Below are 16,102 nucleotides of genomic sequence, written 5' to 3'. Positions count from 1 at the left end.
TAATAACTAAAATCAAACATGTACAACTGAATAGCATTTTAGCTTTAGCAATTAAGCGTTATAATGACGCAGATATTAACTCAGCAGTTACGGACGGATTATACGCCTTTTATTAATTCGCTTTTTCTTAGATAAAACCAAGTAGAACAGCCCCATGAGCCCAGAACGTTTAGCCCGAATAAATCAGATGCTTGATAATCGCCAAGTCGACCTGACAGTTTGCCTCGATAAAGTCCATAAATCGCAAAATATTGCAGCCGTGGTGCGCACCGCTGATAGCGTTGGCATCCATCAAATTCATGCGGTTATGCCCGATAACAGCCTTTGGGTTTCAGGCAATACTGCATCTGGTAGTCAGCAGTGGGTTAATACCGTCAATCACCGCAATTTTGATGATGCAAATAAGCTATTTAAAGCGCAAAAAATGCAGGTGTTAGCCACCACATTTTCAGACACTGCGGTAGATTTTCGCGAAATCGATTATACCCGTCCAACCGCCATCATCATGGGTAACGAGCGTGATGGTGTCAGCCCTGAAGCCATCGCAGCCGCCGATCAACATATCATCATCCCTATGATTGGCATGGTGCAATCACTGAATGTATCAGTCGCTGCAGCCTTAGTCATGTATGAAGCCCAGCGTCAACGCCAACAAGCTAATATGTACGGTAGCCGCCAGCTTGATCACAGCTACTGCCAAACCATGTTATTTGAACAAGGTCACCCAATATTCGCCAAGGCCTGCCGTAGAAAAAACATCCCATACCCAGCTATCGATCTGCAAGGGCAAATTGATGCTAGCGATGAATGGTGGCAGCGCATGCGCGCGCCAGATCCACAAGCTGAGCTCGGTTAACATTAACCTTTACTGATATTAAACAAGATAAGAATATCCTCAACACTGAGGCCTAGAGTCTCAGTGTTGTCGGCTCTCGCTTCCTCAATAAACATCCTCTAGCGGCTCTTTGATAAATAAAACTCCAGTTGTGAGCAACTTAACCGCTAACAGCGTCTATGCTTATTGTTGTAAATAAAAATTACTTACATAAGGAAATAGGTATGGGGATAACTGCTAAGAATCATTCAAGGGTAAAATTAACAGGAGTTGCCTTAGCAACACTACTTGCGCTTTGTGGCTGTCAATCAACCACCTCTGTCATCAGCGCTAAAAAAGACCTCGATATCAGCGTGACACAAAACACTGGCAGGTGCGTGACGGATAACAATGCCAATATCGGCTCACTCAGCGTATTTACAGCCAATACCCTATCAGGCTATATCGTTGATAATAAATTTGACCAATATGCTAAAGCCCATATTCAGCAATACCAAACCGACATTGTCATCAAAGATATATACCAAAGCGAAGATGCCAGCTGGAGTCAACTTTGTGTCAGCACCCAATTAGATATGACCTTTACCGATAAAGCAGATGCCAGCAAAACATTAACGCTACCTCTATATTTATCATTAGATAAAGGCAGCCCTGTACTTGAGATCCACAGCAATAAAACTGATATTGAGTCAGTAAAAGCCAGTGTCTTTCAAAATAATGCTCGCCCAGGTAAGGCGACGCTAGTGATGAAATGGGTCACCCAATGGCGAGAAGATAATCAAGGAAAAGAACTGCAGCTTTGGAACGGCGAGCTGTTATCGTTTACCTTTGACGATAAAGGCCAAATAAGCGTAGATGGACAATCAGGGCAACCCTATGTCACCTTCCCAATGCCATCGTATTCTATGGTCAATAACCAGCCGTCACAGTCGGTGCAAAAATTAACTTTTACCCTGACAGTGGTTAATGACCAAGCTGACTAAGGTTTATTCTACTTGCGAATGATGACCATGCTTGTTCAAACTCCATTTGAGCAACATGGGGCCGATTAACGTGGTGATTGCTATGATCACCACTAACTCGGTAAATAATTTATTGTCGATAATGTTCGTCTTCAGCCCCATTTCAGCAAACACTAAGCCGACCTCCCCTCGCGGCACCATAGCGCTACCCACAATAAGTTTCTTTTGCCAGTTACCACCAGCAACCGTGCCGGCAACCAGTTTGCTGGCAATGGCTAACAATGACAGCAACAACAATACCCCGCTAGTACTGTAATCTAGCTGGCTCAGATCTAAGCTTATTCCAACGTAAACAAAAAATATCGGGGTAAAAACGTCAACTAATGCCTTACTTGATTGCTCCATTTTGTGGGTAAAGGCAAAAGGGTTAACTAGGTAGCGATTGAGTGGTGAGGTAAATTGGCGGCTAAGTGCTAAGCCAACCGCAAAGCCGCCTAACAAGGCTGGCGCGCCGAATAAGTGTGCTAGCCATGCAAACAAGCACACTAAAATCATAGTGATGATAACTTCATAACCTGAATTATCGCTAGCCGGTTTTAGTACTCGTGCAAAATACAATAACACCCTAGCCACGGGCGGCGTCAGTAACAAAAACACCAGCACTTTAGTGATAAGTAATAGCGTGCTAAATACATCAAACTCCCCATGGGCTGCAAAGTTGAACAAAATGCTGAGCAAAATCACTCCGCCGATATCATCAAACACGGCGGCGCCTAAGATAATATGTCCCGCGGTCGTTTTTGCATGATTGGCATTAACCAACACCCGTAATGAAATGCCAATACTCGTCGCTGTTAAGGCACACCCAAGAAAAATAGCGGTGAATATTGAGTCGGTAAGATAGTAGGCACCACTCACGCCCATCACAATAGCCGGAACAATAATTCCCACTAAGGCCACGCTTACCGCGCGACCACCAGCTTGATAAAGTCTTTTAATTGAGCTTTCACAGCCAATGGAAAACAGCAGCAAGATCACCCCAAGCTCTGCCAATACAGTCAAAGTAGGATCAGGGCTGATAACATTAGTAAGCGACGGGCCCAATAATAAGCCCGCAAGAATCTCTCCCACCACCACTGGCAGTTCGAAGCGTTGAAAAATCTCGCCAAAAAGTTTGCCCAAAAACAAAATCAGGCAAAGTGAAATAACAAACTGGTCAACGTTCATATTAACCTTAATCTTTTTATTGTTATTGATTAAATGTTGAGCGTTTAGATGACAAAGATCAAGGTTGATTTTTAACCAACTGCTAAGCTTATACTTAGTGTCAGAGGAAATGAAAATGAGTAAATTATTTATTATTTCACAACAGCATCAGCAGCAAACTAATGCCATAAAAGAAGGGATTAACCTCGCTAAACAGTTAGGCTTAGTTCCTGAAATCATGTCCTACAGTTATGAGTCCTTAAGTGGCGATGCTTACTATAATCCCCGTATTGCCGGCGTGGTTCGAGAGCAAGTTCGCGCCGATGATAGCGCCGCAGTGAAGCAACAACTGAGTGTTCTCAATGCCAATGAGGTACAGTTTACTAATATGTGGTGTAAGCATTTAGTTGAACATGTATGTGAGTATGTCACCCCCGACAAGTACGCCATGATGCTAAAATCTATTCATGAATCAGCCTGTTTTCGCCCTTTAGATTGGCAGCTTATTCGTCATATCAAAGTACCGTTGATGTTATTGAGTAATCACCCCTTGCATAAGGCAAATTCAATTTTAATGGCGCTGGACTTGGGCACTAGCGATCCACTAAAACAAGCCCTCAACCAAGATGTAATTACCCAAGCCCAGCAACTTGCTAAGGCTACGGGTTGTGATTTACACCTAGGCTACGTGGTGCGTTTTCCGCAAATACTGCGGGATATGGATATCGTCAATACTCACACCTTAGTGAAAGAAGCTTACCAGCGTTATGACAGCAAGATTGCAAAGCTTGGCCTAGATAAGGAGCATGTGCATATCCTGACAGGCAATGCCGATCTATGCCTGTTCGAATTAAGTTGTCGCCTAAAAGCTCAATATCTTGTTATAGGCGCTCGCCAGCGAGAAGGCATTATTGGATTTATGCTCGGAAATACCGCTGAGTCGATCTTAGAGCGAGTTCGCAGTAACGTTTTAGTGGTGCCACATCGCTTGGCAGATTAATGCCATTGCTATGACCAAAGGTTTTAAGTTACTTGCTAGCTTCATTTTGTACCTCAAAAAGATTACTTAGGACTTAAACGTCTGGTTCGATTAAATCAAGCCCTACCATCGATATGTGCTATCGTTTGATGGTTGAATTGTATAAGGAAAAATTCAAAGCACGATATCGATTGTAAAGGGTCAGCCCCTCTGCAAGATGTAAACAGCCAACTTATTAGCTATGTATGCTTTCAATCATTGAATAATGGCCACAAACTCACTAGGATCAACTCATCAGATAGCAAACAAGAATTTTCCTATGACCACCGAGCTTTATTTCATCTACGACTCACATTGCCCTTGGAGCTACGCCGCAACACCTTTGGTGAATGCATTACAAGAAGCCTACCCTGAAATGAATGTAAACTTATTACATTGCGCCAATTTCATCGGCAAAGACAGTGCTGGCGAAGAGCAAATGGAAGCGGCAGCAAGAATGAGTGGACTTAAGTTTGGCAGAGATCATATTCGTTATGCCAATAGCCCTAAAAACTCAGTCAAAACCGCTAACCTAATGGGATGGTTGCAAAGCAAGCAAGCGAATAAACAACTGCCTGTACTTAATGCGATTCAAAGAGCACACTTTATCGAAGGTAACCCGCTTGATACTAAGCATGATTTCAATGCTATCGTTGAAAAGTTTAAACTGTCGCCATCAAATAAAGTCTTTAAAGATGAGCTGAGTATGGACGCTGAATACGTACTCGAAGGCATTGCCGAAATCCAACAGGTCATTGGTACTAACAGTTTTCCAGCATTAGTGATGACTGTAGGTGATAACGCCATATTTATCGATCACTCAAAATACATCAGTAGCCCGCATACTGTGGTGGCAGCTGTTGAGCAAGAAATAGCTGCGTTTAAGAAGTAATATAGCTAAGGCTAGTCACAAACAAAAAACCACGGTATTTACCGTGGTTTTTTATTGAAATTAAACCTTTAGAGTTTAATTTCAACGCTAAAAAGCGACCAAGGTTTACAGTAACGCCGTTAACTCTTTTAAGGCCACAGCCGATTCAGCGCTGATGTTCTGTTAGAATGCAGCCCATAATAATAACCATATGTATTTATTGGGGTTCCATGAAAGAATTTATCATCATTGGCGCAGGGCAGTCTGGCCTGGCTATGGCGTATAACTTATCGAGCAATAATAAAGACTATCTCATTCTCGATGCCAATGAATATATAGGGGCTCCATGGCTCAAGCGCTGGGACTCTTTAACCCTGTTTACTCCCACTGAATATAACCATCTACCGGGTATGAAATTTCCTTTTCCCAAAGGTTATTACCCCAATAAATATGAAGTGGCAGACTACTTAAAAAGTTATGTAGATAAGTTCTCGATACCGATTGAGTTTAACCAAAAGGTCACCTCGATTAAAAAAGTGAATGGTATTTTTGACATAACTACTGCCAGCACAAGCTATAAAGCCAAACAAGTCATCATTGCCACCGGGCCGTTTCATACCCCTTACACCCCACCTTGTCATGCTGATATTGCCAAAGATGTTGTTCAACTGCACAGTGAAAACTATAAAAGCCCATCTCAACTGCAACAAGGTGATTGTTTAGTCGTGGGTGCGGGTGATTCTGGGGTGCAAATATTATCTGAAATAGCCGATACCGGCCGCACAGTGCATTTTTCTGGCACCAATAAAATCAAAGCCATTCCCCAAGCCTTTTTAGGTAAAACCCTATGGTGGTGGTTCACCAAAATCGGCTTTTTATCGGTTAACCGTTTTAGCAAAATTGGCAAGTGGTTGAGCAGCGGCGTGCAACCTGTCATTGGCACTGACGTAAAATCACTACTAGCAAAAGACAATGTCATCCACATGGGCAGAACCTTGTCAGCCGATGAAAGCAGTATTAAATTTCAAAAAGGCAGTGTGAGTAGCATCAGAAATATTATTTGGGCTACAGGCTTTAAACCCAACTTTTTTTGGATTGACGGTATCTCATTTGATGAAATGAACTACCCCAGCAATTATCGCGGTGTCAGTAATGATATTGAGGGCTTGTATTTTATTGGCTTGCCGTGGCTTTATACCCGAGGCTCTGCCACCCTAGGCGGCGTTTACAAGGATGCGCAGTACTTAATGAATTACATCTCTGAAAACGTTAAAGCGGCTTAAAAGCAGATATCAAGAACACGCTATGAATATTAATGGTTTGTTCTCTAAAACAAAAAACGGAATGAGTGGCAGCTCATTCCGTTTTTTATTTTTAAGCAAAGTCGCTTTAAAATTCAATACCTTATATTGGCCTAACTAATGCTTTGCACTTGAGAAGCTAACAACCAAATGGCTAAGGCAAAAAATATCAATCCCATAAACTTATTTTGATAGGTTCTAAACTTGTCATTTTTAAGCAGCGGCTTACCTAAACTGCCCACTAAAGCCACCAGCAGTAAATTAAAAGCGAGCCCCATGACGTTCAGTATCAGCCCAAGAGTCAACATCTGCTCGCCTGAGCTGGCACTAAGCTGGGTTGAGACAAACTGCGGCAAAAATAACACAAAAAATATCAGCGCCTTGGGATTAAGCAGGTTACTCATTACCGCGCGGCGATAAAGTAATTTGGCTAAATTATTTTGCTGCTCAATTTCAGGGGCATCAGCTGCGCTGCTGCGCATACAATCCCAGCCCATTTTTAATAAATAAGCGCCGCCTAGCACCCGCAGCACTTCTAATGCCATCGGGTTCATTGCCACTAACGCCGACACACCCATAGCTGCCAGCAAAGTTAAAATAAGCCCAGAGGTCGCATTGCCAAAGCTTGCATACACGCCCACCTTGCGGCCATAACTTAAACTCGAGCTGGCTATCAGCAGCATGTCAGGCCCAGGTATTAGCAGTAAAGCGACCACAGTGGTTAAATAAACAGGAAGTAAAGCCAGATCAATCATGATAAATACAAAATTAGTGATAAAACAGCCGCGGATTCTACAGTTATCCAACATGAATAAAAGTCATCTTGTGTTTAAATGAGATCTTGAGTTGGCAGAGTTTATTTACAGCTAATATTAGAGGCTGATGTTAAAGGCTGATGTTAAAGGCTGAATTAAGCTAAAGATAGCGTAAGCTGAAACAAGCTAAATAGAATTAGCTGCTATTACTTCGCAGCTGCATAGTTCATCAAATTACGGTATGAATCCACATGATACTTGTCACTGCCTCTCACTAAATATAGCCAAAGCTTAAAACACCCAAATCTAAAAAAGTGTTATTGCTGAGCGGCTGCATAGTTCATCAGGTTAAGGTATGAATCGACATAGTACTTGTCACGGTTGGCCGCTAAATAAGCCAATAGTTCAGCATGAGCTTTGGATGAAACCGATAGGTAATCACCGCCCACCCCATGAAAAACCAAGTTAATCAGCAAGGTATCTGTAGAGGTATTATTAATATAAGCAATTAACGCTTTACCGGTTTCGCCGGTTGGGTAAATGATGGGGTTAAAGCGTGTGTCAGCGCCGTGGCCTTTAATCGCGGTAAAGAGGTGGTTTACTTTGTTAAGGTACTCTTGACCACCAGTCGAGTCATCATCTAAGCGTAAAGCACTGCCCACCAGTAAATCACCGCAAGGGACGGTATAGGTGCGCTCAGTTTTACCATCAATAGCATTTAAAAAAGTATTAGCAGCGCTAAGCTCATCAATCATCTGTGTGACACTATAATGATCAAGGTCTTGCTCTACCTTAACCCAGCCCCTATTGGGCAATGAGGCGCGGCAAGGATGCTGCATACTGTGATTACCTAGCTCATGACCTTGTTTAACTGCAGCTTGCCACTCACTCTTTCGCTGCGCTAATACCGAAGACGTGGAGATAACATAAAAAGAGCCCTTAAAATGATGCTTATTCAGTGCTGGCAACACATTGTCTAAATGGCTGTTTAAGGCATCATCATAAGAAAGGCTCACTGCTAGTTTTTCGCCGTTAGGCCAAGTAAACCTTTGAGTTTCAGCTGCCGACGCTGAAAAACAGGCCAATGGGAGTAAGACCATTGACCTTAAAATCTGTAATATTTGTTTATTGATAATCAATTTCGCGCCCATAAAAGTCATGCCAGCCCAGATTTTTATAAATCCAAATATAAAACAAGCTATAAACTAACATATAAATCAGCCTATTATGCATACTCTGACTTTCACTGAGCCGTTATTATTTCGAAATAACAATACGTGGATCTGTGCCTTCATCACAGCCTTCAAGCATCACCAAATAGTCAAAGCTTTCCCCAACGTCAAGCTCTTCTTTCACTTTGCACTTTACCTGGCCATTTTTAAAGTTCTTGCCACATTGTTCTTTAAGAGGTGAGTTTTCGGTAAATTTTAATTTAAACTTACTGAAAATATCATCTGCCATTTTCCAAGTGATAAAGTCACCTCGCTTAGCGCAGATACACGCTTCAACCCCTTCACATTGCCCTTGCTCACAGCCGCTACCTTCATTAGGTGTTACCGTGACAGCGCACTCACTGGCAACCAAACTAATGGTTTGATCTTCAGCAAGACTTTGTCGTGAAAACATCCCCAATAGACCTATGAGTGTAACTAAGGTTAATGCTCGAGCTGTGAGTAATGGTTTTATAGTAATATTCATTGCCTTCTTCCTTGTTTTATTGCGTTATGGCATCGCCATGTTGACGTAAACACCTTGAAACTGAATATCTCTAGCCAGCAACTTTTTCGAATAGCCTAATTTAAGGGCATTATCGATATACTGAATAGCCAGTTGTTTTTCATCACAATTTATCGCCGCTATGGCCATATCATAAAAAAGATATGGATCGGGGCTATCTTGTAATTGAGTTGAGGTTATTTTTTGCAATGCCGGTTCACACTCCCCAAGCTCTGATTGATACCGAGCAAACATTGCTTGCATAACATGGTCGTTAGGATTAACTACAAATTGCTCACGAGCTAATTTATAGGCTTGTTGATAGCTTTGAAGGGCTTGAGTGGCATCACCGGAAAACTTTTCTGCATCCGCTAAATTAGCCCACAATACTGGGTCGTTGGGGCTCAGCTTAATGGCTTTACGATAACTTTGGGCTGCATCAGTAAACTCATATCTAAAAAAGAGTGCTGTCCCAAGGTTTGAGTAAGTTAACGCATTAGGTGCTAAAGATAATGCGGTTTGCCACGCCATAGTGGCCTTTTCTAATTCATCATCAAGAAAATAGGCGCCGCCTAAACTACTGTAGCCATTAGCGTAGTTAGGCTTTAATAATGTGACTTTAAGGTATTTATCTTTGGCTTTTTTATATTGACCATTATTAAAGTAATAATTGCCAAAGCGCTGATAATTTTTCCAGTATCCCGGCTCTAATTGAATCGCATTAGCAAATAAATCCACCGCCTTATCATTGTGACCCAGTTGAGTCTGACTGTCGGCTGCGCCAATAATTGCTTCAATATTTTTAGGGTTAAGGGTTAATGCCTCGTCAAAAAACGCAATAGATTGTGAATAACGGCCACTTAAGCGCTCTAGGTTACCTAAGGCAACTAAGCCTTCTTCTTTTAAATTCGACACCTGAGTCAGTGCATTACAAATTTGCTGGGCTGATTCAAACGTCGCAAGTTTTTTATTTATCTGGTATTGATTTAGATAGGTTTGGCATAAACCAGCGCTGGCTAAGGTAAATTCCCCATCAAATGCCAACGCCTTCATAAAATGAAATTCAGCTTGGGCTAATGTGGCCTGAGTGGGAGCTTTAAACAGCTCGCTTTTACCTTGTATATAACTGTCATAAGCTTTGAAATCATCGGTGCTGATAAGGTCCTGACTATCTAATTCACTCGACTGTGCAATCAGTGATAAGGCATTAAAAAGCTCACGATATATTTGTTTTTGCACCAACAAAATATTGCCGACATCACCTTTAACAACCGAAGACCACACCTGTAAATACGTTTTGATATCAGTAATATGTAATATTATTGAAAATTCACCTGCATTTTCAGTAATGGCGCCATCGACTAAATATCGCACCCCGAGTTTTTCGGCATAGGTGGATAGTTTGCTGTTTTGGGGAATTTCATTTACTGCCCGCTGAGACATTAAATTAAAAGCGCTTTGCTTGCTTAAGGCGCTAATCACTTCGCCTTGAAAGGTGGATTCAAAATAATGTGGTAATTGGCTTTGCTCATCAAACACAAAAGGGATAACCGCAATGAGATTATCTTGAATAGGTAGGCTAGTTTTCAGCGCTGCGACCTTGGGTTTTTCATTATAAATAGAGTCAATTAAATGCAGCGATAAAAAGCCACCTAAAATGGACAACGCGCCAATAAAGAAAAAATCAAACGCCAACTGTTTGTAAAACACCTTTTTCTTCGGATGATTTCTATCAGCTTTAAATAAGTCTTTTTTGACCTTAATATCCTGAAACCATGTGTAAATAAGTAATATTGGAAAACCGACAACCAGTACTAAAACAACAATTTTAATGCCCCAATCAGGCACATTAAAAATCGGAAAGATAATGGCTATAATTTGAATAATGAGCCAAGTCATAATCGAAAAAGCCACGCTAACACGAAATAAATTAGAGTTTTTTAACAGGGCAATATTTAAGTGCCATTGCGGTGTATGTGCGCTATCGGCAGAATGCGTGGTAGACAACGGCGCTTTTAACGCAGCACGCTTTCGGTTAAGCGCCTCTTCATCAAGGGGGGCGACTGTCGCGATTAATCGATAGCCCTTTCGGGTAATGGTTTGGATAAAAACAGGGGACTCTTTGTGATCATCTAAGGCGTGGCGAATTTCGCTAATTACATGGCTCAAATTTCTACGCTTTCGATTAAGTTTCCCCCAACCAAAAGCGAGCAATCGCTGACTTGAAAGCAACTGCTCAGGGTTTGAACATAAATATAATAAGATTTCAAAAGCTTTAGGAGGCAAATGACGCCGTTCCCCATGAACAATCACTTCACCATCGTCGGGTAATACCACAATGTCATTTAACACAAAACCTTGACGTAAGTTAGGGTCGATTCCTTCCATATCGCTTTGATTTCTGCCCTTTGAGTCCATAAAAATTGAGCCTTATAGATTCTAATATTCGCTTGATTATGCGGAAACTTACACTGTTAAATGGGGAGAAACTTGATATTAAACTGAATGTTCAGTCTAGGTAGGTTTTGTATATTGCGCAAACCATGTGAGCCCCTTGATTCAGCGGTGTTTATCACAGGAAAATGACTCTAAAGCGGCCATATCAGGCGATATACGCGCTAAGCGTAAATGTTGCTGACTCACTTTAGTAACTGAAATTACATACATAAGTAGTACAAGATAATAGAGTCTTATATGTACTTTAGTTGCATGCTTGTTATTGTTTGAAGCTAAAATTTTACCACTCATTGATAACAGCATATTAATACAGTAGGCAACCGGCACCTATCGACCCAATGATTGCCCCTCTAAGCCAAAAATAAAAAGCGCCAGTGATAACTAGCGCTTTTTGGGGGTAACTCCTTTAAATTAGTCTTCGTTCAACTGAACGGTGACGTTAGCAACATCATTTGCCTCGTTACCTTCATTATCTTTATTAACCACCACCTCAACGAGATCGGCAAGGTTACTGGCATAAGGGGTAACGTCACTGGTGTCATATTTAAACACATTTTCAGCGGCGTCATTTTCAGTGGCAAGCAGATGCACATCGAACTGACATTCATAATAATCGTTAGCTAAAATGATTTGTGTACCATCAGTGCTACAACTGCTGTTACTCACCTCAAATGAGTTCGAATTAATTGCCGTACCGGAATCGGGGACGACCTGATCAAATCACCAAATTAATGTGCCGCCAACGGGTGGCAAGGCTTCACCTCAAAGCTTAGCTGTTTTTCAGCAAACCAAGAGGTGCAAATACCTCATAGTGGTGAATCCCATCAATTGGACTCACTATCAGTTTATTCGTCTAACCAGCCTTAATGACACGAGCAAAGACTAAACCGAACAACAAACTGTAGATGCCCTAAAAATTGGCAACACAAAAGATAGCCATGTTTTGTTTATCCCCATTCAGATAAAAACCATCAAAACGATTGAGCTTAAAAGCGCCAAAGTCTGACTTTATGAACTAACTTGATAGATAGCCATATCGAAAAGCAATGACTATCGCTTTCATCATACGCCAATTGTGGGAGGTAAAAAGTGGGTAGTCATTCAACCTGAACACCTAATGTACTGCGCCTTATGGCAATCATATTGTGCAAGCTATGCTGCTAAAAGCGGCTTAGGGTTCTACATACTAAGGAAGTTAAGCTATGAATAAAAACACCACAAATACTGGTGGCAAATGTCCAGTAATGCACGGTGCTACGACCGACAACAGCATGCCAAATACCAAGTGGTGGCCTAAAGCGCTTAATCTGGATATTTTGCATCAACATGATGCTAAGACCAACCCCATGGGCGATCGCTTCAATTATCAAGAGGAAATTAAAAAACTCGATGTGGCCGAGCTAAAACTAGATATGCATGCACTGATGACAGATAGTCAGCCATGGTGGCCTGCTGACTGGGGGCACTACGGCGGCTTAATGATCCGCATGTCTTGGCATGCGGCGGGCACTTACCGCACTGCTGACGGCCGCGGCGGTGCTGGCACAGGTAATCAGCGCTTTGCCCCGCTTAACTCCTGGCCTGACAACGTCAACCTCGATAAAGCCCGTCGGCTACTGTGGCCAATTAAGAAAAAGTACGGCAACAAGCTCAGTTGGGCAGATTTAATTGCCTACGCAGGCACCATAGCCTATGAATCCATGGGGCTTAAAACCTTCGGTTTCGGCTTTGGCCGTGAAGATATATGGCATCCTGAAAAAGACATTTATTGGGGAGCTGAAAAAGATTGGCTGGCTCCAAGTGGCAGTGAAGGCAGTCGCTACTCAGGTGAGCGTAATCTCGAAAACCCACTAGCGGCAGTGATGATGGGGTTAATTTACGTCAACCCAGAAGGCGTTGATGGTAACCCTGACCCACTAAAAACCGCCCATGATATACGGGTGACCTTTAAACGTATGGCCATGGACGATGAAGAAACAGTGGCCCTTACCGCTGGCGGCCATACCGTGGGTAAAGCCCATGGTAACGGAGACGCAAGTCTACTGGGCCCAGAGCCAGAAGCCGCTGACATTGAACAACAAGGCATGGGCTGGAATAACCAAGCGAACCGCGGTATTGGTCGTGATACGGTTTCCAGTGGTATAGAAGGCGCATGGACGACTCACCCAACCCAGTGGGATAATGGCTACTTTCAACTGTTACTTAACTACGATTGGGAGCTCACAAAAAGCCCAGCAGGTGCTTGGCAGTGGCAGCCCATCAATATTAAAGAACAAGATAAACCTGTTGATGTTGAAGACCCAAGCAAACGTTACAACCCCATGATGACTGATGCTGATATGGCGATGAAAATGGATCCTGAATACCGAAAAATCTCCGAGCGTTTCTATCATAATCCTGATGAGTTTTCTGATGCTTTTGCCAGAGCTTGGTTCAAGCTGACTCACAGAGACATGGGGCCTAAAACCCGTTATGTCGGCCCTGATGTGCCAGATGAGGAGTTGATTTGGCAAGATCCTATTCCCGCAGGAAACCGCCACTACGATATTCAATTGGTAAAAGAGCAAATCAGCGCCAGCGGGTTAAGTGTTAGCGAAATGGTAACAACAGCATGGGACAGCGCCAGAACCTTTAGAGGCTCAGATATGCGCGGCGGAGCCAATGGTGCCCGTATTCGTTTAGCACCACAAAATATGTGGCAAGGCAATGAGCCGACACGCCTGTGTAAGGTATTAACTATACTTGCCCAAATCGCGACAGATACCGGCGCCAGTATCGCCGATGTGATTGTTCTAGCAGGTAATGTCGGGATTGAACAAGCTGCCAAAGCGGCAGGTTATGAGATGATAGTGCCGTTTTTTCGCGGCCGTGGTGATGCAAGCCAAGCGATGACCGATATTGACTCCTTTGCCGATTTGGAGCCGCTTCATGATGCATTTCGTAACTGGTTAAAGAATGATTATATTGTCAGCGCCGAAGAGTTAATGCTTGATCGCAGTCAACTGATGGGGCTCTCTGCCCCTGAAATGACGGTACTTGTGGGCGGTATGCGGGTGCTTGGCACCAACTACGGCAATACATTACATGGGGTATTTACCGATAATGTTGGCGTGCTCAGTAATGACTTTTTTGTCAACCTCACCGACATGAATTATAGCTGGCAACCAAAATCAGATAATCTGTTCGATATTTGTGAACGTCAAACAGGCAAACTCAAGTGGACGGCAACACGGGTAGATTTGATTTTTGGCTCAAACTCACAGCTGCGTGCCTATGCTGAAATGTATGCCCAAGATGACAATAAAAAACGATTCGTTCGCGACTTTATTACAGCGTGGGCAAAGGTGATGAACGCCGATCGTTTTGATTTAATCTAAGTCGTAAACAGGCATGAACGCAATTTAAGTCTAATGCTAACAAAGCGTCGAGATTAAAAAACAAAAAAGCGAATCAATCGATTCGCTTTTTTATGCTTTAAGTTAACAACTCAAGCTAATGCTTTTTGATCTTAACTCAAGCTACTGATTTAAAGATTAATCAGCTTACTTGTAAAAGGCTTCAATAGTGCCTTTAACTGTCATCATTAACGGTTGACCGCGACGATCTAACGCTTTGTGAGACGGTACTTTAACCCAACCTTCACTGATGCAATATTCTTCAACGTCAAAACGCTCTTTACCGTTAACGGTAATACCAATGTCGTGATCGAAAATGGCAGCCACATGATGTGGGCTACGTGGGTTAACGGAAAGGCGATCAGGTAAAGCGAGTTTCTCAGTTGAGTCAGTCATGGTCTGCTATCTGTAGTAATAAATATATCCGCTATTGTAGGCAATAGCGCCGTTTTGCTCAAGCGCAGCAGTCATAAATATCAACTAACTAAATAGCATAGACTTTCAAATCAAAAGATTTGTTTAACTATCGATATCGCTTAGGTCAAATCATTCACGTAACTTTTACACTTGTTGCGTAAAACTGTTAGCTGTTTCAAATTTCGCTATTGGTTAATCCTGTAAACTTCGCGCCAACAAAAGCTATGTTGGTAAGAGTAAATTTTACCAGATAATGTGTATAACAAATTTGTTTACTACATTTGTTTACTACAGTAATCGCAGGTCACTAACGCTTATAGCGCTAAGTGGATCTCTCACCCAATACCATAAGGTTTTGGGGCTCTACCTGCCGTAGCTATGTAGCCAATGAATACTCATTGGTTAACTGATATTTAAGAGATCAAAGGTTATCTACTATGACGTCTAAACAGACCACCAAGGCTACTGCAGCCTCTGCTCCATTTATCGATCGCTATTTCAACATTTCTGCTCGTGGAAGTACCTTAAAACAAGAAATCATTGCTGGTTTAACAACTTTTTTAGCCATGGTGTACTCGGTTATTGTGGTGCCAAATATGCTTAGCACAGCAGGCTTCGACCCTGAGGCAGTATTTATCTCCACTTGCTTAATTGCCGCTTTTGGTTCTTTACTCATGGGGTTATGGGCTAATTTACCCATGGCCATTGGTTGTGCTATCTCACTCACAGCATTTACGGCATTCAGTATGGTACTGGGTCAGGGGATATCAATTCCGGTGACATTGGGCGCTATTTTTCTTATGGGTCTCATATTTACTTTTGTGAGTGTTACAGGGATCCGTCAGTGGGTACTGACTAATTTACCTCAAGGTATTGCTCACGGTACAGGTATTGGTATTGGTTTGTTCTTACTTTTGATTGCCACCAATAGCGTGCAATTAATCGTCTCTAACAATGCTGGCTTACCGGTAAAATTAGGTGACATCAATAGCCTGCCCGTTATTGCTACCATTATTGGACTTGCGGCCACCATTGGCCTTGAACGACGCGGGATACCAGGCGGTATTTTACTGGTGATCATTGGCTTATCGCTATTTGGGTTATTGTTTGATCCCAACGTGACCTATCAAGGCTTGTTTGCCTTACCTGATTTAATGTCTGATAAATCA

The 16,102-nt window shown here is 42.4% G+C and carries 14 protein-coding genes; 7 read left to right on the top strand and 7 right to left on the bottom strand.

All coding sequences use genetic code 11. The annotated features are described in order from the left end of the window. Positions 1–154: 154 nt before the first annotated feature. Positions 155–856 (top strand): tRNA (guanosine(18)-2'-O)-methyltransferase TrmH, encoded by a 702-nt coding sequence (gene trmH / locus AB4160_RS18225; protein ID WP_102440436.1) that lies wholly within the window; start codon positions 155–157, stop codon positions 854–856. Between the two features lie 203 nt (positions 857–1,059). Continuing rightward, the gene (locus AB4160_RS18220) at positions 1,060–1,818 is read left to right on the top strand and encodes a hypothetical protein (RefSeq protein ID WP_102476687.1); all 759 of its coding nucleotides are present in this window, start codon (positions 1,060–1,062) and stop codon (positions 1,816–1,818) included. 3 nt (positions 1,819–1,821) lie between these two features. On the opposite strand, the gene AB4160_RS18215 is transcribed toward AB4160_RS18220, so the two are convergent. Next, positions 1,822–3,024 carry a cation:proton antiporter gene (locus AB4160_RS18215; RefSeq protein WP_372005835.1) on the bottom strand — a complete coding sequence of 401 codons (1,203 nt, stop codon included), beginning with the start codon at positions 3,022–3,024 and terminating at the stop codon, positions 1,822–1,824. 115 nt (positions 3,025–3,139) lie between these two features. Between AB4160_RS18215 and AB4160_RS18210 the strand changes: the two genes are divergently transcribed. From AB4160_RS18210 to AB4160_RS18200, 3 genes are all read left to right on the top strand, one after another. After that, positions 3,140–4,003 (top strand): universal stress protein, encoded by an 864-nt coding sequence (locus tag AB4160_RS18210; RefSeq protein WP_102440449.1) that lies wholly within the window; start codon positions 3,140–3,142, stop codon positions 4,001–4,003. Positions 4,004–4,301: 298 nt separating this feature from the next. Further along, entirely contained in the window at positions 4,302–4,913 is a 612-nt protein-coding gene (locus AB4160_RS18205) for a protein-disulfide isomerase (RefSeq protein ID WP_102476685.1), read from the top strand. A 209-nt stretch (positions 4,914–5,122) separates the two neighbouring features. Further along, complete coding sequence (locus AB4160_RS18200) at positions 5,123–6,175, top strand: NAD(P)/FAD-dependent oxidoreductase (RefSeq protein WP_102476684.1); 1,053 nt, start codon at positions 5,123–5,125, stop codon at positions 6,173–6,175. Between the two features lie 131 nt (positions 6,176–6,306). On the opposite strand, the gene AB4160_RS18195 is transcribed toward AB4160_RS18200, so the two are convergent. The 5 genes from AB4160_RS18195 to AB4160_RS18175 form a co-directional block, all read right to left on the bottom strand. Next, positions 6,307–6,948, bottom strand: a complete 642-nt coding sequence (locus AB4160_RS18195) for a LysE family translocator (protein WP_198589375.1) — start codon at positions 6,946–6,948, stop codon at positions 6,307–6,309. Between the two features lie 317 nt (positions 6,949–7,265). Then, entirely contained in the window at positions 7,266–7,964 is a 699-nt protein-coding gene (locus AB4160_RS18190; RefSeq protein WP_241901132.1) for a polysaccharide deacetylase family protein, read from the bottom strand. Between the two features lie 241 nt (positions 7,965–8,205). After that, the gene (locus tag AB4160_RS18185; protein WP_102476682.1) at positions 8,206–8,646 is read right to left on the bottom strand and encodes a hypothetical protein; all 441 of its coding nucleotides are present in this window, start codon (positions 8,644–8,646) and stop codon (positions 8,206–8,208) included. Positions 8,647–8,670: 24 nt separating this feature from the next. Beyond that, the gene (locus AB4160_RS18180) at positions 8,671–11,082 is read right to left on the bottom strand and encodes a winged helix-turn-helix domain-containing protein (RefSeq protein ID WP_303410713.1); all 2,412 of its coding nucleotides are present in this window, start codon (positions 11,080–11,082) and stop codon (positions 8,671–8,673) included. A gap of 450 nt (positions 11,083–11,532) precedes the next feature. Then, positions 11,533–11,787: a hypothetical protein gene (locus AB4160_RS18175; RefSeq protein ID WP_372005831.1), complete on the bottom strand. Its 255-nt coding sequence runs from the start codon at positions 11,785–11,787 to the stop codon at positions 11,533–11,535. A 536-nt stretch (positions 11,788–12,323) separates the two neighbouring features. On the opposite strand from AB4160_RS18175, the gene katG reads away from it, so the two are divergent. Then, positions 12,324–14,498 (top strand): catalase/peroxidase HPI, encoded by a 2,175-nt coding sequence (katG, locus tag AB4160_RS18170; RefSeq protein ID WP_372005829.1) that lies wholly within the window; start codon positions 12,324–12,326, stop codon positions 14,496–14,498. A 165-nt stretch (positions 14,499–14,663) separates the two neighbouring features. Here the strand turns inward: katG and AB4160_RS18165 are convergent, their stop codons facing one another. Next, a complete protein-coding gene (locus tag AB4160_RS18165; protein ID WP_076539562.1) occupies positions 14,664–14,912 on the bottom strand; it encodes a DUF3297 family protein in 249 nt (82 codons plus the stop codon). 458 nt (positions 14,913–15,370) lie between these two features. On the opposite strand from AB4160_RS18165, the gene AB4160_RS18160 reads away from it, so the two are divergent. Continuing rightward, the coding region (locus tag AB4160_RS18160; RefSeq protein WP_372005827.1) for a solute carrier family 23 protein at positions 15,371–16,102 on the top strand (732 nt) is incomplete at its 3' end.

Source organism: Shewanella sp. 10N.286.51.B8, assembly GCF_041469325.1.
In the GTDB taxonomy this organism is placed as follows: Bacteria; Pseudomonadota; Gammaproteobacteria; order Enterobacterales; family Shewanellaceae; genus Shewanella.
The sequence above is the reverse complement of the archived record's forward strand: the minus strand, read 5'-3'. Positions and strand labels throughout refer to the sequence as shown.